Source organism: Methylobacterium sp. Leaf99 (genome assembly GCF_001422375.1).
Taxonomy (GTDB): domain Bacteria; phylum Pseudomonadota; class Alphaproteobacteria; order Rhizobiales; family Beijerinckiaceae; genus Methylobacterium.
The window spans coordinates 2,032,289-2,050,078 of record NZ_LMMU01000001.1; the positions used below are offsets into that span (position 1 = coordinate 2,032,289).

At 73.4% G+C, this 17,790-nt stretch carries 14 protein-coding genes; 6 read left to right on the forward strand and 8 right to left on the reverse strand.

All coding sequences use genetic code 11. From position 1 onward, the window contains the following. Positions 1-41: 41 nt before the first annotated feature. Positions 42-443, reverse strand: a complete 402-nt coding sequence (locus ASF28_RS09410) for a hypothetical protein (RefSeq protein ID WP_056090618.1) — start codon at positions 441-443, stop codon at positions 42-44. A gap of 305 nt (positions 444-748) precedes the next feature. Between ASF28_RS09410 and argJ the strand changes: the two genes are divergently transcribed. The 4 genes from argJ to ASF28_RS09430 all read left to right on the forward strand — a co-directional run bounded on the left by argJ (position 749) and on the right by ASF28_RS09430 (position 4,758). Further along, a complete protein-coding gene (gene argJ, locus ASF28_RS09415) occupies positions 749-1,999 on the forward strand; it encodes a bifunctional glutamate N-acetyltransferase/amino-acid acetyltransferase ArgJ (protein WP_056090621.1) in 1,251 nt (416 codons plus the stop codon). Continuing rightward, positions 1,996-2,733: an SIMPL domain-containing protein gene (locus tag ASF28_RS09420; RefSeq protein WP_244474939.1), complete on the forward strand. Its 738-nt coding sequence runs from the start codon at positions 1,996-1,998 to the stop codon at positions 2,731-2,733. Before argJ ends, ASF28_RS09420 begins: the two co-directional genes overlap by 4 nt. A gap of 32 nt (positions 2,734-2,765) precedes the next feature. Further along, positions 2,766-3,194: a (deoxy)nucleoside triphosphate pyrophosphohydrolase gene (locus tag ASF28_RS09425; RefSeq protein WP_056090624.1), complete on the forward strand. Its 429-nt coding sequence runs from the start codon at positions 2,766-2,768 to the stop codon at positions 3,192-3,194. A gap of 70 nt (positions 3,195-3,264) precedes the next feature. Next, positions 3,265-4,758 (forward strand): DUF6880 family protein, encoded by a 1,494-nt coding sequence (locus ASF28_RS09430; RefSeq protein WP_056090627.1) that lies wholly within the window; start codon positions 3,265-3,267, stop codon positions 4,756-4,758. 116 nt (positions 4,759-4,874) lie between these two features. On the opposite strand, the gene ASF28_RS09435 is transcribed toward ASF28_RS09430, so the two are convergent. Continuing rightward, positions 4,875-5,237 carry a DUF427 domain-containing protein gene (locus ASF28_RS09435; RefSeq protein WP_056090630.1) on the reverse strand — a complete coding sequence of 121 codons (363 nt, stop codon included), beginning with the start codon at positions 5,235-5,237 and terminating at the stop codon, positions 4,875-4,877. Beyond that, entirely contained in the window at positions 5,234-6,127 is an 894-nt protein-coding gene (locus tag ASF28_RS09440; protein WP_056090633.1) for a methyltransferase domain-containing protein, read from the reverse strand. The genes ASF28_RS09435 and ASF28_RS09440 overlap by 4 nt, the downstream gene beginning before the upstream one ends. A 152-nt stretch (positions 6,128-6,279) precedes the next feature. Between ASF28_RS09440 and ASF28_RS09445 the strand changes: the two genes are divergently transcribed. Both ASF28_RS09445 and ASF28_RS09450 read left to right on the forward strand, forming a co-directional pair. Next, the gene (locus ASF28_RS09445) at positions 6,280-6,498 is read left to right on the forward strand and encodes a hypothetical protein (protein ID WP_056090636.1); all 219 of its coding nucleotides are present in this window, start codon (positions 6,280-6,282) and stop codon (positions 6,496-6,498) included. Positions 6,499-6,562: 64 nt separating this feature from the next. Continuing rightward, positions 6,563-7,327 (forward strand): ComF family protein, encoded by a 765-nt coding sequence (locus tag ASF28_RS09450; protein WP_056090639.1) that lies wholly within the window; start codon positions 6,563-6,565, stop codon positions 7,325-7,327. 66 nt (positions 7,328-7,393) lie between these two features. On the opposite strand, the gene ASF28_RS09455 is transcribed toward ASF28_RS09450, so the two are convergent. From ASF28_RS09455 to ASF28_RS09475, 5 genes are all read right to left on the reverse strand, one after another. Further along, positions 7,394-8,650, reverse strand: a complete 1,257-nt coding sequence (locus ASF28_RS09455; protein ID WP_056090640.1) for a nitrate/nitrite transporter — start codon at positions 8,648-8,650, stop codon at positions 7,394-7,396. Positions 8,651-8,915: 265 nt separating this feature from the next. Beyond that, positions 8,916-12,671 (reverse strand): AAA family ATPase, encoded by a 3,756-nt coding sequence (locus tag ASF28_RS09460; RefSeq protein ID WP_056090644.1) that lies wholly within the window; start codon positions 12,669-12,671, stop codon positions 8,916-8,918. Between the two features lie 110 nt (positions 12,672-12,781). Beyond that, positions 12,782-15,556 (reverse strand): PAS domain S-box protein, encoded by a 2,775-nt coding sequence (locus ASF28_RS09465; protein WP_056091529.1) that lies wholly within the window; start codon positions 15,554-15,556, stop codon positions 12,782-12,784. Positions 15,557-15,790: 234 nt separating this feature from the next. Next, on the reverse strand, positions 15,791-17,056 hold the full coding sequence (locus tag ASF28_RS09470) for an exonuclease SbcCD subunit D (RefSeq protein WP_056090647.1): 1,266 nt from the start codon (positions 17,054-17,056) through the stop codon (positions 15,791-15,793). Positions 17,057-17,236: 180 nt separating this feature from the next. Continuing rightward, on the reverse strand, positions 17,237-17,485 hold the full coding sequence (locus ASF28_RS09475) for a hypothetical protein (protein WP_056090650.1): 249 nt from the start codon (positions 17,483-17,485) through the stop codon (positions 17,237-17,239). Positions 17,486-17,790: the final 305 nt, after the last annotated feature.

The following is a 17,790-nucleotide window of genomic DNA, read 5'->3' on the forward strand; positions in this document are numbered from 1 at the left end:
GAGAGCCGCCGGTGCGCGCGACGCGCGGGCGGGTCGGCGAATCAGGCCCGGGTGCCGAGGGCCTCGCGGACGGTGATGGCCACGGCGTCCGTGCGCTCGGCCTCCACCACGTAGAGTTCTCCCGTGTCGAGGCCCGTGGCCTCGACGGTCGCGTGGGGAACGTCGCTGGCGAAGACGATGCGCAGATCGGGACGCAGGGCGCGGGCCTCCAGGGCGAGTTTCACGCACCCGAGTTCGCCCGTGAGGCCGAGATCCGTGACGAGAACGTCCACGGGCAGGCCGAGCGCCAGGACGGTCATGGCGTCGACCCCGCAATCGACCGTGGTGGTGGCGTAGCCGGCGCGGCGGATCTGGGCGGCGACATCGTCACGCCAGTGCTTCTGGCGCCCTGCGATCAGAACCTGGACACCGTAGGCGCCACCGGACGAGGCGGTCTGTTCCATGGTCGGGGCTCCCCATGTGCGCCTGGCCATACCGTGATCGTCACCTCGAATGGGTTGCATCGCAACATGCTAAGCCACGCCGGGCCCACGACACAAGCCCACCGCGCGCTTTCCCGGACGGCTGTTGCTAGGGCAATTCTTCGTCCGGCGAAGTCGTTCCCTTGTCGTCGACCCCGTTGACGGGGCGGGCGGGGCCGGGGCAACACCGCCCGGCCGCCGGAATCACCAACCGGCACAGCGCCCGGGACCTTCTTCGCCCGGGATCTCCCTCGCCCGAGGCGACCGACAGCCGGAGACCCGCACCGATGGCATCCGCCAAGACCGTTCCCGTCTCGCCCCTCGCCCCCCGGCACCAGCCGGACCTCCCCGCCATCGCCGGGGTCGGGCTCGCCACGGCGCAGGCCGGCATCCGCTATTCCGGGCGCACGGACGTGCTCTACGTCGCCCTGGCCGAAGGGACCGAGGCCGCCGGCGTGTTCACCCGCTCGCGCTGCCCCTCCGCCCCGGTGGATTGGTGCCGGCACGCCCTGGGCAGCGCGGGCGCGCGGGCCCTCGTGGTGAATTCCGGCAATGCCAACGCCTTCACCGGCGCGCGGGGCCGGGAGGCCGTGGAGCTGACCGCCGCCATCGCGGCGCGGGCCGCTGAGTGTGCGCCCGAAGCGGTGTTCATCGCCTCCACGGGCGTCATCGGCGAGCCCCTGGACGCCACCAAATTCGAGGGCGTGCTCGCCGCCTGCGCCGCCCGCACGGAGGGCGGCGCGGCCGCCTGGGCGGCGGCGGCCCAGGCGATCATGACCACCGACACGTTTCCGAAGCTCGCCACCCGCCGGGCCAGCATCGACGGCACGGTGGTGACCCTCAACGGCATCGCCAAGGGCGCCGGCATGATCGCCCCCGACATGGCGACGATGCTGAGCTTCGCCTTCACCGACGCCGCCCTGCCGCAGGCCGTATTGCAGGCTCTACTCACCGCCGGAACTGCGAAAAGCTTCAACTGCGTGACGGTGGATGGCGACACCTCCACCTCCGACACCCTGATGCTGTTCGCCACGGGTGCGGCGGGCAACGCGCCCGTCACCGACGCGGCCGACCCGCGCCTGGCCGACTTCCGGGACAAGCTCGACGATCTCTTGGTGGAGCTGGCCCAGCTCGTGGCCAAGGACGGCGAGGGCGCGCGCAAGTTCGTCACCGTGCGGGTGGAGGGCGCCACGAGCGACGCCTCGGCTCACCGCATCGCCATGTCCATCGCCAACTCGCCCCTGGTGAAGACGGCGGTGGCCGGCGAGGACGCCAACTGGGGCCGGGTGGTGATGGCGGTGGGCAAGGCCGGCGAGCCGGCCGACCGCGACCGCCTCGCCATCTGGTTCGGCGATGTCCGCGTCGCCCGCGAGGGCGCCCGCGACCCCGATTACAGCGAGGATGCAGCCAGCGCCGTCATGCGCGAGTCCGACATCGAAATCCGGGTCGAACTCGGCCTCGGCGAGGGGGCCGCCCGCGTCTGGACCTGCGATCTGACGCAAGGGTACATCGCCATCAACGGGGATTACCGCTCGTGAGCGCCCGCGCCGGCACCCTGGCCCTGGCCGCCCTGGCCACCGTCTGGTTCGTCCCCGCCCGCGCCGAGGACGCGTCCGCTCTGAAGGACGGCCGCATTCACGTCGTCGGCCGGGCCAGGGCCGAGACGCCGCCCGATTTCGCCTCGGTGGAGATCGGCGTCGAGGCCAAGGGCGCGACCCCGGCCGTCGCCCTCGACGCGGCGAGCGCGGCCGCCAAGGGGCTCATCGCGCTCGCCGAGACCTTCAAGGTGCCGGAGGCCGACATCGGCACCACGGCGGTGACCCTTCAGCCCGTGACCCGCAGCGTGCGCCAGCCCGACGGCTCCATGACCGAGCGGGCCGACGGCTACCGGGCAGCCAACACCGTCCGCCTGCGGCTCGCCGACATGGGCCGCCTCGGCGATCTCATGCGGCGCGCCCTCGAGACCGGGGCCAACCGAATCGAGGGCGTCAGCTTCGGCCTGCGCGATCCCGACGCCGCCGAGGCGGCCGTGCGGGTCGCCGCCATGAAGGACGCGACCGCGCAAGCCGCGCGTCTCGCCGAGGCGGCCGGCGTCACCCTCGGGCGCGTCGTCGCCATCCGCTCGCCGGCGGCGTCCGGTTCGTCGCCCGATCTGCCGATGCCCGCCCCGATGGCGATGCGCTCCAAGGCCAGGGACGTCCGCGTGCCTCTCGTCGCCGGCACCATCGAGACGGCGGCCGACGTGTCCGCCACCTTCGCCATCGCCCCATGACCCGGTCTCAAGACATGAGTCCGTCTCAAGATATGAGCGGGCCTGCGATCGCTCCCCTGCGCATCCTCCTCGTCGTCGCCGTGGCCCTCGTCGATACGGACGGACGGGTGCTCCTGGCCCAGCGCCCGCCGGGCAAGCAGCTCGCCGGCCTGTGGGAGTTCCCCGGCGGCAAGGTCGATCCCGGCGAGCGCCCGGAGGAGACTCTGATCCGCGAACTCCACGAGGAGCTCGGTATCGCCGTGAAGGAGGCCTGCCTCGCGCCGCTCACCTTCGCGAGCCACGCCTATCCCGACTTCCACCTTCTCATGCCGCTCTACGTCTGCCGGCGCTGGGAGGGGATTCCCCGGTCCATGGAGGGGCAGGCCCTGAAATGGGTGCGCCCGCGCGACCTTAGGGATCAGCCGATGCCGCCCGCCGACGCGCCCCTGATCCCGTTCCTCATCGATCTGCTGGGACCCTGAAGGGTCCCCGGGGCCTTGATGGTGCGGGCCGCCCGCGACACCTTTCGGCTCTGATGGGAGGCGACGCGGTATGGCGCGCAAGGCGGAAACGAAGCAGGCGACGGCCAAACCGGCCTCGAAGCCCAAACGCGCCTCGCGAAAGACCGCGCCGAGCCCCGAGACCCTGACCGAACTCGGCCTGGAGCGGCTGATCCGCCTCGTGCTGGACGAGACCGGGCGCAACCCGGCCTTCAGGAAGCTGGTCACGGCGGCGGTGGCCGGGCTCCAGGGGCCCGATGCCGTCGCGGCCCTCATCGACCGGCGCCTCACGGCCCTGGAGCGGGCGAGCGGCTACATCGACTGGCAGAAGCGCCGCGCCTTCGCGGCCGACCTCGATGCCACGCTCACCACCGTCGTGGCCGAACTCGCCCCCCTCGACGCGCGGGCCGGCCTTGACCGGCTGCTGCGCTTCCTCGCCGCCGCGCCGGGCGTGCTGGCGCGGGTCGACGATTCGAGCGGGCAGGTCCACGGCGTCTTCGACCGCGCGGCCGAGGCCGCCGCGACCTTGGGCAAGGGCCTCGCGCCCGCCGAGGCGGCGGCCTTCGCCGAGCGCCTCGTCCCGATGCTGGCGGCGGACGAGCACGGCCTCGTCGAGGATCTGCTCTACGCCCTGATCCCGGACCTGCCCGAGGCCGCCCTCGCGTCCCTCGATTCGGGCTTGGCCGCTGCCCTGCCGCCGCGTCCGGTCAAGGCCGGGGGCGCCCAGGCCTGGGCCCTGCAGCTGGAGCGCAGGCGGACCTTACGCCTGCGCCAGAGGCTCGCCGACCGGCGCGGTGACGTCGATGCCTTCATCGCCCTGGAGTGCGAGGCCGCGCCCGAACACCCGGAGCGGACGGCGATCGCCGAACGCCTTCTCGGGGCGGGGCGCTTGGATGAGGCCCTCGACTGGGTGCGCCGCCCGCAGAAACGCGGCCTCGTCGTCGTCACCCGCGAGCAGATCGTCACCGGACAGTTCGATCCGGAGGCGCCCGACCGCGCCCGGATCGACCTCGAGATCCGCATCCTCGACGCCCTGGGGCGGGGGTCGGAGGCGCAGGGCCTGCGCTGGGGGCAGTTCGCGCGCAGCCTGGACGCCGGGATGCTGCGGGCGCATCTCGCCAAGCTGCCGGATTTCGAGGACGAGGACGCCCTGGAGCGCGCCTTCGCCCATGCCGCCGCCCATCCCGACCCGTACCGGGCCCTGCACTTCTTCACCCACTGGCCGAAACCCGATCGCGCCGCCCGCCTCGTCGCCGAACACGCCTGGGACGGGGGCCGCTACGAGATCCTGGTGCCGGCGGCCGAGGCCCTGGAAGCCAGCGAGCCCCTGGCCGCGGCCCGCCTCTACCGCCTCCTCGTCGACGATATCCTCGAGCGCGGACGCTCGGCCGCCTACGGGCACGGCGCGCGCCACCTCTCGACCCTGGAAGCCCTCGACGCCCGCCTCGATCCCGGCACCCTGATGCCGAACCATGCGGAGTACCGCGCCGGCCTGCGCAAGGCCCACGGCCGCAAGGCTGCGTTCTGGTCCCAGGTGCGCGAGTGATCCGGCGGCCGCTTGATCGAAGCGGCTGAGGGATCACGAAGCCCGCGCGGCGCTTGAGCGAAGCCCAAATTCGCCATCCCGAAGGGATCAACCGGATTTGGTAGGAGGCGTCCGGCCTACGGCACGACCTCGATGGCATCGACCCGGTCGGGATAGAAGGCGAGGTGATCGCGGATCGCGGCCACCGCCGGATAGGGATCCGCGTAGCTCCACACGGCGTCGGGCCGTTCGGTGCCATCGACGGACAGGCTGAAATAGCCGGCCTCGCCCTTGTACGGGCAATGGCTCCGGCGGGCGCTCGGGACGAAGTGGTGCCACTGCGCGTCGGCGCGGGGGATGTAGAACACCGGCGGATAGGCCGCCTCGGTCAGGACCAGGGCGGCACCGGTCTCGGCCACGGTCACGCCGCCGACCCGCACGCGGACGCGGCCGGCATGGGGCGTGATGGTGATGGGATGCTCGGGCCCGGGCTGCTTCATGAGGGACTCCGCATGGGGTCGTGTTCGGTGGTGCCGAGCGCCGCGGCGAGGCGGGTGCGGGCGCTGCCGGGCTTGAGCGGCACCTGCTGGCTCGCGTGCGGCGCCCAGCCCGAGAGCCACAGGATCTCGAAGGTGGCGCGCAGGCGCCCATCCGGATCGGCGAAGCGCTCGGCGTAGATGGCCGCCGCCCGCATCAGGGTGGTCCGGCGCAGGGGCGTGCGGCGTCGCTCGGTCAGCACGTTGGTCAGCCCCATGGCGCGCAGGTCGCGCATCAGGGCGAAGGGATCGGCGTAGCGCACGGTGACGGTCTCGATATCCGTCACCGGCAGGGCGAAGCCCGCCCGCTGCAGGAGGCTGCCCATCTCGCGCACCTCGGCAAACGGCGCGACGCGCGGGCTGACGCCACCCTCGATTTCGCTCTCGGCCTGCCCGAAGGCCTGGCGCAACTCCGTCAGGCTGCGCCCGCCCAGAAGGCAGCCGATGAACAATCCGTCCGGCTTCAGGGCACGGCGCAGTTGCGCCAGGGCCCCGGGCAGGTCGTTGACGTGCTGGAGGGCCAGGAGCGACACGGCGAGGTCGACGGTGGCGGGGGCGACGGGGAGGGCCTCGGGATCGCCCACGGCGACCGCCACGCCCGGCGTCGCCTCCACCAGGGGCGACAGGCGCAGGACCGCGTCGCAGCGTCCCCCCGCCGCCAGGCGCAGGGCGGCGTCCGGCGTCGGTGTCCCGAGGTCGAGGGCCTGCGGGAACCGCCGCAGGACCGCGCCGAGGCGGTCGTCGAGGTCGTCGCAGACGCGCGTCACGAGGAAATCGGCATGGCCGGCGCGGCGCGCCCGGGCGAGACGGGTGCGGGCCAGGGCGGTGTCGAACAGGGGCGGCGGTCGCGTCATCGGGTCCGGGGCGTCGAGGATCGATTCGTTAACATGGCGCGCGGGCCCTGGCGGGACCAGCGCGCGCGACGATGGAACGCTTCCGCGGACGGAACGCCGGTGTCGCCCCGGATGTTCTGTCTCCCACGAATCCATCGGAAGGCATCCACGTCATGAAGTCGATTCTGTTCGGTACGGCCCTCGCCCTGACGGCCCTCGTGGCCACCACGGGCGCCGAGGCCAAGGGCTGCCTCAAGGGCGCGGCCGTCGGCGGCGTGGCCGGGCATGTCGCCGGCCACGGCGTCCTCGGTGCGGCGGCGGGCTGTGCTGTCGGGCGCCACCAGGCGAACAAGCGCGACCGCCAGCAGCAGGCCCAGCCCCCGGCCCGCTGAGAATACCGCGCGACCGCCCACGGGGCGGTCGCGCAGAAGTAGAACATCGCATAAGGTTCGCGGCATGATTGCCGCGATCCGCCAGCTCGCCACCGGCCTGCGCCTCACGTGGGGTGCCGCCCTCGGCCTCGTCTATCCGCCGACCTGCCCGGGCTGCGGAGCCGCCACGGCGCAGCCCCACGCCCTGTGTCCGGCCTGCTGGGCGCAACTGCGCTTCATCGAGCGGCCCTATTGCCAGCGCCTCGGCACGCCGTTCTCCGTCGATCACGGCGCCGGCCCGCTGCTCTCGCCCCGGGCCATGGCCGAGCCGCCGGTCTTCGGTCGGGCACGGGCCGCGGTGCTCTACGATGGCCTCGCCCGCGACCTCGTTCACCGCTTCAAGTACGGCGACCGCCTCGATCTCGCCCCGACCCTGGCCCGCATGATGGCCACCGCCGGGGCCGAACTCCTGGGGCAGGCCGATTGCCTCGTGCCGGTGCCGCTCCACCGTTGGCGCCTGTGGCGGCGGCGCTTCAACCAGGCGGCCCTGCTCGCCCAGGGCATCGCCGCGCTCACGGGCCTGCCCGCCGACACCCGGACGCTTGCCCGCGTGAAGGCGACCCGCTCGCAGGTCGGCCTGTCGCGGGCCGCCCGCGCCCGCAACCTTCAGGGCGCGTTCCGGGTGCGGGAGGCGGCCCGGCCGAAGCTCCAGGGCCGGCGCGTCCTCCTCATCGACGATGTCGCCACCACCGGGGCCACCGCCAATGCCGCGTCCCGTGCGCTCCTGCGCGCCGGCGCGGCGTCCGTCGATGTCCTCACCTTTGCCCTGGTGGCGGGCGAAACCCTCTGACGGCGCGCGAACGAGAACGGGGACCCGGAGGTCCCCGCTTCGAAGCTGCGTAGTCCGGCTCAGGCTTCAGACGGTCACGGGATCGAGGCGCCCGGTTTTGGCCGCTTCGACGGGGGCCGGGTCCAACACCTTGCCGCGGGGCCCGACCCAGGTGCCGACCCACTTGCGCTGCCACAGGAGCAGGCAGCCGAGCACCACCGCCGCGAACACGGCGTAGCCGACGAAGCCGTAGGCGAAGGAGCCGGTGTACTGCTTCGACAGGCCCATGACGTTGGGCAGGATCGCGCCGCCGAGGGCCCCGACTTCGCCGATCATCGAGCCCGCCACAGCGGTGTTCGCCGGCCAGCGCAGGGGGACGAGCTGGAACAGGGCGCCGTTGCCGGCCCCGAGGGCGGCGAAGCACAGCATGAACAGCCCCGTGGTGACGACGAGGGACGGCGTGGCCGTGAGCAGCAGGAACGACGCGACGGCGGCGAGCAGCACCACGGACAGGACGAGGATGCCGCCCATACGGTCGGCGAAGTATCCGCCCACCACCCGGATGCCCGAGCCCATCAGGGCGGCCAGCATGGTCAGGCGCCCGGCCTCGACCTTGGTGACCCCGAACTGCTCGTAGAAGAAGGTCGGCAGGAAGTTCGACAGGCCGATGAAGCCGCCGAAGGTGATGATGTAGATGAGGTTGAACGACCAGCCGTCCTTCTGGAACAGGCAGGAGACGTGCTCCTTGAAGGACTGGTGCTCGGCATCCGGCGGCTCCTTCGCGAGCACGATCATCACCACGAGGGGGATCGCCATGACGCAGCCGGCGAAGCCGTAGACCGTCTGCCAGCCATAGGCCTGGGCCAGCGGCGGCGCGAACAGCACGGCGAGCACGGTGCCGGAATTGCCGGCCCCCGCGATGCCCATGGCGAGGCCCTTGTGCTCCTTCGGGAACCAGCCCGACCCCAGCGACAGGGCGACGCCGAACGAGGCGCCGGCGATGCCGAGGAGCACGCCCATGGCGAGCACGTCGTTGTAGGTGTGAACGAAGAAGAACCCGTAGGCCATCGACGCCATGATGATCGACATCTCGGTCACCGCGGCGTTCTTGCGGCCGATATACTGGGCGAGGATGCCCAGGGGAAAGCGCATGATCGCCCCGGCCAGGATCGGCAGCGAGATCATGAAGCCGGTCTGGGCCGGGCTGAGCCCGTAGGTCTCGGTGATGAACGGGCCCATGGCGCCGTTCAGGACCCAGATCGCGAAGCAGAAATCGAAGTAGAGGAACGCGGCGAACAGGGTCGGGGGATGACCGGATTTCATCACGGTCTTGAAACTGGCCATGGAGTGCTCGTCTCGAGGTTCGCGGGTCCCGCGCGTCGCGCGGCCGCTCATGCCAAGGGATTCGGACTCGCGCCGTCCGCCTCGCGGGGCGCCGTTGCCCCGCCTGCCGCCGTGACGGCAGCGGGAACTGGCAAGCATCGCCCGTGCCAGACACGGCACGGGCGGCCGGACGTCCACGAAACGGGTCTCGGGACGCCCCGCGCATCTCGGACGCGCCGATCGCCTGCCGCAAACCGGTGCAGTTGCCGCTCAACACATGGGCTGACTAGGGCGCGGGCATTCCGGCATCCACGACGCTGACCACGCTGCGGCCGTTGCCGCGCTTCTCCACCCGGACCTGCACGGCGATGCGCTCGATCATCGCCGCCACGTGGGTGATGACGCCGACCTTGCGGCCCCGGCCCTGGAGCGTCTCGAGGGCATCGACGGCGAGATCCAGGGTCTCGGCGTCGAGCGACCCGAAGCCCTCGTCGATGAACAGGGTGTCGACGAAGGAATCCCGGCCCTCCAGCCCCGAGAGGGCCAGCGCCAGGGCCAGGGAGACGAGGAAGCGCTCGCCGCCCGACAGGCTGCGGGTGGCGCGCAGGTGATCCCCCATATCGCGGTCGAGGACGTGGAGGGCGAGATCCGTGGTGGCACCGCGGGCGAGGCGGTAGCGCGGGCTCAGGGCGGCGAGCTGTGCGTTGGCGAGGTGGACGAGGTGCTCGAGGGTCACGCCTTGCGCAAAGCGTCGGAACTTGTCGCCCCCCGCCGAGCCGATGGCGTCGTTGACGGCATCCCAGGTCTCGAATTCAGCGCGCGCCGTACCGATCTGCGCCTCCAGGCCGGCGGCCTGGGCCCGCGCCGCCTCTTCGCGGGCAAGATCCGCCGCGATGGCGCCGAGGCGCTGCTGATGCCGCGCCATGGCCTCGGCACCCGCCTCCGCCTCGGCCTGGGTTGCCACGACATCGATCTCGGGACCCGTGAGATAGGCGTCGCGGTCGGCCCGGCGGGTGGCCAGCGCCGCCGTGGCGTCGTCGATCTCCCGGGCGCGCGCATCGGCCGCCCGCCGCAGGCCGGCCCGGATCTCCGGCGCCTGTGCCAGGAGGGCGGCCACCGCCTCCGGTGCCCGCGCCCCGCACGCCGTCGCGAACGCGGACCGAGCCGCCGCGTGTCGGGCGAGGGCGGTTTCCCGCCGGGTGGTCGCGTGTTCGGCGGTGCTGCGCGCCCCGGCCAGCGCCGTCACGGCGGCGAGATTCGCCTCCACGGCGGCCTTCAGGCCGAGATTCGCCGCGACGCGACCCTTGTTGATCCGGGTCCGGTGCGCCGATGTCTCCTCGCCGCCGAGGAGGGGCGCCCGCCGGGCCCGGGTTTCCGCGAGGGTCGCGGTCCGGGCCTGAAGAGCGGTTTTCGCGGTGTCATGGACCGCCACGGCGCCGGCGAGGGCCGCCACGGCTCCGGCCATGTCGACGGAAAGCGTCCGGACCTCGTGCTCCAGGGCGAGGCGGCGCTCGCTCAAGGTCCGGTGCCCGGCGGCGACCGCCATCACGCGCCGGGCGGCCGCCGTGCCGTCGCGGTCGAGGTCGGCGAGGGTCAGGCCGGCGGCGGCGAGGGCCGGGGCGGCGTCGTGTCCGAGGGTTTCGGTCCGCTCGGCCAGGGCGCCGGCCCGGGTCTGCGCGCGCTCGGCGGCGAGTTCCGCGGCTTGCAGGGCGATGCGTGCCTCGGCCGTTGCGGCCTCGGCGGCTTCCATCTGGGCGCCTGCCGCTTCGGCGGCCCGGCCGAGGCTGTCGATCTCGCCGCGCAGGGTCTCGGCGGCGCTCAGGGTGCCGGTGAGCGACTGCCTCGCCGCCCGCGTCGCCTCCGCAAGGGCGGTGAGGGCGTCATGGGCATCCGGGGTGAGGGCGGCCGAGACCGGCGGGGCGATCCCGGCTTCGGTGCCGCCGGTCACCAGGGCCGGGTGCAGGGCCTCGTAGGCGCGGGCGGTCCGGTCGAGGCCGGTCCGCGCGGCCTCCCCCGCCCGCACGGCCTCGGCGTGGCGGGCCGCCGCTCCGGCGCCCGCCCCAGCCGCGCGGGTGCGGGCGGCGCCGGCCTCGGCGAGGGCCGCGTCGAGTTCGGTGCGCCGGGCGCGCAACGCCTCGGCCTGCCGGCCCAGGGCATCGTCCGCGTCGGCGTGCGGATGCGCGGTGCCGCCGCAGACCGGGCAGGGCTCGCCCGGGACGAGGAGGCTGCGCAGATGGGCCGCCCGCTCGGACACGCTCGCCTCGGCGCGCTCGGCCATGGCGGCGACTTCCCGGCGCGCGCCCATGGCTTCGGCCTCGCGTCGCTGGGCGGAGGCCGCGTCCGCGTCCGCCGCGGCCAGGGCTTCCCGTGCGGCCACGGCCTCGGCGTCGGCCGTGGCCGCCGCGAGACGGGCCTCGGCGTGGCGCCGGACCAGGGGCAGGGCCTCGCGCAGGGGCTCGGAGAACCGGTCGAGGGTCGCCGCCCGCGTGCGCGCCGCCGCCTCGCCGAGGGCTTCGAGGGCGGTCATGCGCTCCAGGCGTTGGGCCAGCGTCCGCGCGCGCGCATCCCGCGCCTCGCGGACCCGCACGTCCGCCTCGGCGATCATGCCGGTTCCGCGGGCCGCATCGGTCCGCGCCCGCTCCCGCTCCCCGGTGACGGCGGCGAGGTCCGACCGGAGGGTGGCGCGCTGGCCGAACAGGGCCGCGACCTCGTCGGCCCGGCCCGCGAGGTAAGCGCCGCCCCGATCCGCCTCGTGCCGGGCCGACGCCTCCGCACGGGCGGCCTCGGCCGCGTCGTGACGCCTCCGCAGATCGCTCAGATGGGCTTCGGCGGCCTCGGCCCCGTCGGCGGCGGCCTTCGCCTCGGCCTCGGACCGTTCGGCCTCGCGGTGGGCTTCGCCGATGACGCTGTCGAGGTTGGCCGCCTCGGTCCAGACCGGTCCGAAGGCCTTGAACGCGACCTCGGCGGCCTCGTCCTGCACCCGGGCCTGGCGCTGGGCCTCCGCCGTCAGTTCGGCACGGGGCTCGGCCTCGGCGAGGCTCGCCCGCGCCGCCGCGCGGGCGAGGTCGGCTGCCTCGACCTCGCTCCGGGTTGCGGCGACGGCATCGCAGGCCCCGCGCAGGGGCTCGACGGCATCGAGTTCGGTGAGGCGCAGGCGTTCCGCCCCGGCCGCCGCCGCGATGGCCTCGGCCTCGGCGAGGCGGGCTTCGGCGATGGTCACCTGGACGCGGGCCGCGGCGAGGCGTGCGGCGCCGTCGAGGGCACCCTGCAGGCTGGCCTGATGCGCCGACAGGCCGGCGAGGGCCTCGGTGATCGCGGTGCGCTCGGCCAGGATTTCCGCCCGCGCCTCGGCGTCGAGGAGGCCGACGGCGTCGCGGCGGGTTTCCAGAACCCTGAGGGCGGCGCGCTCGGCCTCGGTGCCGGCATGGACCCGCTTCGAGATCTCCGTGTAGATGCCCGTGCCGGTGATCTTCTCGAGGAGCTCCCCCCGCTCGCCCTCGGCCGCGAGCAGGAAAGCGTCGAATTCGCCCTGCGCCAGGAGCACGGTGCGGCGGAACTGCTCGAAGGTGAGGTCCGTCAGCGCTTCGACGGCGGCCGTCACGGCGGTCTTCTTGCCGCCCTCCACGGCGCTGCCGTCATCCAGGCGGTGCAGGGTGCGCCGGTCGGCTTGGAGGCGCCCGTCCGCCTTGCCGCGGGCGCGGAGGGTCTCCCACCGCACCCGGTAGGCGACGCCGTCCTGGCCGACGAAATCCACCTCGGCCCAGCCCTGTGCCGCCCCGCGCCGCAGGATGGCCCGCCCGTCGCTCGAACTGACGACCTCGCCGCTCGGGTCCGGCGTATCCTCCCGCCGCCCGGCGCTGACGCGGGGATAGCGCCCGTAGAGGGCGAGGCACAGGGCATCGAGGATGGTCGATTTGCCCGCCCCGGTCTCGCCCGTGATGGCGAAGATGCCCGTGGCGGCGATGGGCCCGGCCGCGAGATCGACTTCGAAGGGGGCCGCGAGGCTCGCGAGGTTCTCGCCCCGGATCGCGAGGATACGCAAACGCTGTCACCTGAAACGCGGAAGGACGGCTCCTTTACTACGGCGCCGCGCGCCGCCTGTCCCGCCCGACGGGGCCGGCAGGTGAGGATAACCGCGACACGCTCAGCCGGTCACCCGTCCGCCTGGAACGCCGCCAGGGGGGCGGTGATGCCGCAGGTGACGCCGGTGCTTGGGTAGGCGAGCGCGATGGTGCCGCCGACCTGACCGGCGAGACCCCGCTCGATGAAGCGCGAGCCGAAGCCCTTGCGGGCCGGTGGCGTCACGGTGGGGCCGCCGATCTCCTGCCAGGAGAACGTGAGGTGGTCTGCGTCGTCCGCGTTCTCCACCGACCAGCGGATCGCCACATGGCCGGCCTCGCGGGAGAGGGCGCCGTACTTGGCCGCATTGGTGGCGAGTTCGTGCAGCATCAGGGCGAGGGACAGGGCGGGCTTCGCGCCGATCTCGAGGTCGGGGCCCTCGAGGCGGAAGCGCCCGGGCCGGTCCTCGTGCAGCTTAAGGGCGCCGCGGACCACGGGGCCGATGAGGGTCGAGCCGAGCGCCCCGCCCATGAGGAGGTCGTGGGCCTGTCCGAGCGCGATGAGGCGGCCGGCCAGGACCTCCTTGGCCGTGTCCACGTCGGCGGCCGAGCGCATGGTCTGGGTCGCGATGGACTGCACCATCGCGAGCAGGTTCTTCATCCGGTGGCTGAGCTCGCGGTTGAGGAGCTCCTGCGCCTCTTCCGCGCGCAGGCGCGCCAGGGCGACGCGGGTCCGGTCGACGATGTTGCGGGCGAAATCGACGAGGTCCGGGGTCCAGGCCCGGACCCGGTCGTCCTGCAGGCAGAACACCGCCACCATGCGCCCGCGCTCCATCAGCGGGATGTTGATCATGCTGCGGACGCCGAGGTCGCGGAAGACGTCCGTGTGGCCCGCCGTGCGCGGGTCCTTCGTCACGTCCGGGATGACGACGTCCCGGCCGACCTGCAGGTCGCGGAGGTACGTGCCGTAATCGGAAAAGCGGTACCGTCCCGCCCGCCCGGCGACGCCCGGCCGGCTCCAGTCGCGGCCGATATCGAGGTATTCCTGGGACGAATCGATGGCCCCGTAGGCGGCCCGGGCGAGGCCGAGGGTCCGGCCGGCGATCTCGGCCGCCGTGAACGCGATGGCGACGGGGTCCTGCAGGTCGCGCAGGCGGTCGCCGAGTTCGACGAGGGCGGATTGGCGCTCCTCGGCGCGCTTGCGCTCGGTGATGTCGATGGAGGCGCCGGGCAGCCGAAGCGGCGTGCCGTCGCCGTCGCGCACGAGACGCCCGCGCGCCAGCAGCCAGCGATGCGAACCGTCCGCCTGGCGGATGCGGTACTCGCAGGCGAAGTCGTCGCCGTCCGTCCCGGCCCCCGCGAGCATCCGGTCCAGTTCCGCCTGGAATGCCGGCAGGTCGTCGGGGTGGAAGTTGCGCACGTAGTCCCCGAGCGGCGCCCCCCGGGCGGCCCGGTCCTCGTCGACGGCGTAGATGCGCGCGAAATTGGCGTCGGCATAGACCGTGTCGGTGGCCAGATCCCAATCCCAGGTTCCGATCATGCCGGCGGCGTTGAGGGCCAGCGCCAGGCGCTCCTCGCTCCGGCGCAGGCGCGCCCCGTCGGCCTTGCGCTCGGTGACGTCGATGACGGTTAGGACGGCACCGCCGACCGCGCCGTCCTCGATGATGGGCGCGTTGGAGGTGACCACGTCGATGGGCGTGCCGTCCCGGCGGAAGAACACCGTCTCGCGGTGGCGCATGGCCGTGCCCGCCTCGAGGGCCCGCACCACCGGGCAGTCCTCGCGGGGGAACGGTCGGCCGTCGGCGTGGTGGTGATGGGCGGTCTCGTGGAGGTTGCGCCCGATCAGGCCGCCCTCCGGCCAGCCGAGCATCGCGGCGGCGGCGGGGTTGGCGAAGGTGATGGTGTCGTCGGCCGAGAGCCGGAACACCGCCTCGCTGAGATGGTCGGTGACGGTCTGGAGCAGGGCCGTCTGCTGGCGCAGGGCCTCGTCGGCCCGGCGCTGGGCAGTGCGGTCGCGCAGGATCTTGACGTAGCCCTCGTGGGCGCCGCCCTCGCCCTTGAGCGGCATCATCTCGCCCATGGCCCAGAAGCGCGAGCCGTCCTTGCGCAGGTGCCAGCGCTCGTCGTTGGCCCGGCCCATTTCGCGGGCCGTGCGCATCTCGCGGGCCGGCGTGTCGCTGGCCCTGTCCTCGGGCACGAAGATGCAGTCGGCCGGTTCGCCCAGCACTTCGGCCTCGCTCCAGCCGAGGATGCGCGCCGCCCCGACGTTCCAGCTCGTGACGCGCCCGTCGAGATCCGTGGCGAGGATGCCGTAATCCACGGCGCTCTCGAGGATGGCCGCGTTGCGGCGCTCCCGCGCGCGCCGCTCCTTAAGGGCGCGGCGCAGCTCGAGCTGGGTCATGACCTGGCGGGCCAGGGTGGTCAGGACGAAGGCCTGTTCCGCGTCGAGGGTGCGCGGCCGGGTGTCGAGGACGCACAGGCTGCCGATGGCGACGCCCTCAGCGGTGACGAGGGGCATGCCCGCGTAGAACCGCACGAAGGGGGCGGCGGTGACGAGGGGGTTGTCCGCCGTGCGCGGGTCGCGGGTGGTGTCGGGAACCACGAAGAGGTCGCGCTGGCGCACCGTATGGGCACAGATGGACGCGGCCAGCGGCGGCTCGGGTCCGTCGAAGCCGATGGCAGCCTTGAACCATTGCCGGTCGGCCTCCACGAGGACGATGAGGGAGACCGGCATGCCGAGGGCCAGGGAGGCCACTTTGACGAGGTCGTCGAAGGCGGCTTCCTGGGGGGTGTCGAGGATGTCGTAGTGGGCGAGGGCGTTGCGGCGGGTTTGGGCGTCGCGCGAGACCGTGTCGTCGGACGAACTCATCGCACGCTCATCCGCGGGCGGCAGACCGCCCCCGTACGGGGCATCGTCCACGGACCGGCCCCGCGCGGGATGCTCGGAGCGCGCGAACAAACTTGCATCGGTCACCCCTCGCCGCCCGTCGATGGCGGCTTGCCGCCACCCGTTCCTACGCGGGAACGCGGTGCGGGCACTAGCATACGGGGGAGTGTCCTGGATACAAACCGGCGGACGCGTGTCTCACCCGGCGCGCCTGTCTCAGCCCGGGGGCGCCGCGCCTTCCGCCTCGGCCCGGGCGCGGTGGAACACCGCGAGATGTCCGGGGCCGGGCGCTTCGCCGCGGGTGCGGGCGAAGGCGAGGCGGAACAGGTCCTCCGGGTCGCGCTCGGCCAGGCGCACGAGGTTCGGCCCCGCCGTGGCCTGGGTGTCCAGCCCCTCCGGCAGGGGGGCCACCCGCACATCGACGACCCGGACGGGGAAGCCGTCGGCGATCCGGTCGATCTCGGCGCGGTAGCCGGCGCCGAGGCCCTCGCGGGCGAGACGCACCTGCACGAAGGGCCATTCGTCCTGCGCCTGGGTGGCGCGGAGGCCGAGGTCGCGCACGAGGACCGTCAGGTGGTCGCCCAGCTCGCCGAGCCGCATGTCCCCGGAGGCCGGCAGGCGCAGGAAGGGCAGGGGGCGGGGAATGGGAATGAGTTCGATCCGCGTCGGCCCGTCGTCCAGGGTCACGAGGGTGACGGCGTGGGCATAGGGCTGCTCGGCGGCCGAGAGGGGGATCAGCGAGCCGGAGTAGCGCACGGTGTCGCGCCCGACGTGCTGCGCCTTGTGCAGGTGCCCGAGGGCGACGTAGTGCGCCGCCTCCGGAAACACGTCGGCCGGCACGGCATGGTCGCCCCCGACGAGGATGCGCCGCTCGGCCCCTTCCGATTCGAGGCCCCCGGCGACGTGCAGGTGCCCGGTGACCACGAGGGGCAGGCCGGAGAGGTGGGGGCGGGCCGCCGCGAACAGGTGTTCGTAGAGGGTCCGGACGGCGCCGACGATGGGCGAGCCGCCGCCCTCCGTCATCCGCTGCAGCGGGGGCAGGCAGGCCGCCGTGGGATAGGACACGGCGAGCACCTGCGCGGCGATCTCGCCACCGCGCCGCAGGGGCACGAGGTGATGGCCGAGATCGATGGCGCCGTCGCGGCGGCGCACGTTGCCGACCACGTGGACGCCGATGGCCTCCAGGAGGGCGCGGGGCGCCTCCAGGCGCCCGGCGGCGTCGTGGTTGCCCGCCGTGATGACGATGGTCATGTCCGGGCGCGCCCGGTTCAGGCGCATCAGCACCTCGTAGAACAGGCGCTGGGATTCGCCCGACGGGTTCTGGCTGTCGAACACGTCGCCGGCCACCACCAGGGCATCGATCTCCCGCTCGACGACGATCCGTTCGAGATGGGCGAAGGCGCGGGCATGCTCGCGCACGCGGCCGTAGCCGCGCAGGGTCTGCCCGATATGCCAGTCGCCCGTATGCAGGACGCGGATCACGCACGAACTCCGGGGCGGGCCTCGGCCCGCACGCACGAGGAAGCGGGTTTTTGCCCGCATAATCTCAAGGCAGCGGGCTTCCGCCCGCGTGGTCGAGGGAAGCCTTGTAGCGCCGCCTGCGCACGGATTCGAGGGGCGGCGGGGATGCCGTCCCCACCTCGCCGCAGGTCGATGGCAGGCTCACCGACAGGTGGTCACGGTCTTCACCGTCCAGCCCTCGCCCGGTCGCCAGAGCTTGCGCCGGGTCTGGGCGCAGGCGAGGGGCTCCGGCTCGGCCGAGGTCCAGGCCGTGCTCGGCCCGTCCGGGCGGGCGGGGGCGGTGGGCGGATCGCGCCGCAGGGGCCCCGCCGCCCCGGCGGGCGCGGCGCCTGGGAATGCGCCGAGGGCGAAGACGAGGGCGGGGAGCAGGAGACGCGCAAAGGCCGGCACGGGACGCGATCCATCTTGGGAGGAGGCCGCGCCGGGGTCCGGGGAAGACCATCGCGGGTTATGTCGGCCTTGCACGGGTCTATGTCGCAATGGCCAAGGTTCTGGCAATCACCCGGCGGGGTGATTTGTAGGGATATGGTGAAAATCGGTGCGCGACCGGTATTCGCGGGTCGGATGGGCACTGACGGGCGGACAACGCGGGGCTGATAAGTCATCGACGCGGCGTGACGTGGGCCCCAGGTCTTGCTAGGCCCACGCTCAAGCCTTGCCGCCGCGCAAGCCCAACCCAGCGTCCCCCGAAAAAG

Excerpts from the sequence above, each read along its gene's own strand:
- ASF28_RS09410 (WP_056090618.1), bottom strand. The coding sequence starts at position 443 with ATGGAACAGACCGCCTCGTCCGGTGGCGCCTACGGTGTCCAGGTTCTG.
- argJ (WP_056090621.1), top strand. The coding sequence starts at position 749 with ATGGCATCCGCCAAGACCGTTCCCGTCTCGCCCCTCGCCCCCCGGCAC.
- ASF28_RS09425 (WP_056090624.1), top strand. The coding sequence starts at position 2,766 with ATGAGCGGGCCTGCGATCGCTCCCCTGCGCATCCTCCTCGTCGTCGCC.
- ASF28_RS09430 (WP_056090627.1), top strand. The coding sequence starts at position 3,265 with ATGGCGCGCAAGGCGGAAACGAAGCAGGCGACGGCCAAACCGGCCTCG.
- ASF28_RS09435 (WP_056090630.1), bottom strand. The coding sequence starts at position 5,237 with ATGAAGCAGCCCGGGCCCGAGCATCCCATCACCATCACGCCCCATGCC.
- ASF28_RS09440 (WP_056090633.1), bottom strand. The coding sequence starts at position 6,127 with ATGACGCGACCGCCGCCCCTGTTCGACACCGCCCTGGCCCGCACCCGT.
- ASF28_RS09445 (WP_056090636.1), top strand. The coding sequence starts at position 6,280 with ATGAAGTCGATTCTGTTCGGTACGGCCCTCGCCCTGACGGCCCTCGTG.
- ASF28_RS09450 (WP_056090639.1), top strand. The coding sequence starts at position 6,563 with ATGATTGCCGCGATCCGCCAGCTCGCCACCGGCCTGCGCCTCACGTGG.
- ASF28_RS09455 (WP_056090640.1), bottom strand. The coding sequence starts at position 8,650 with ATGGCCAGTTTCAAGACCGTGATGAAATCCGGTCATCCCCCGACCCTG.
- ASF28_RS09465 (WP_056091529.1), bottom strand. The coding sequence starts at position 15,556 with ATGAGTTCGTCCGACGACACGGTCTCGCGCGACGCCCAAACCCGCCGC.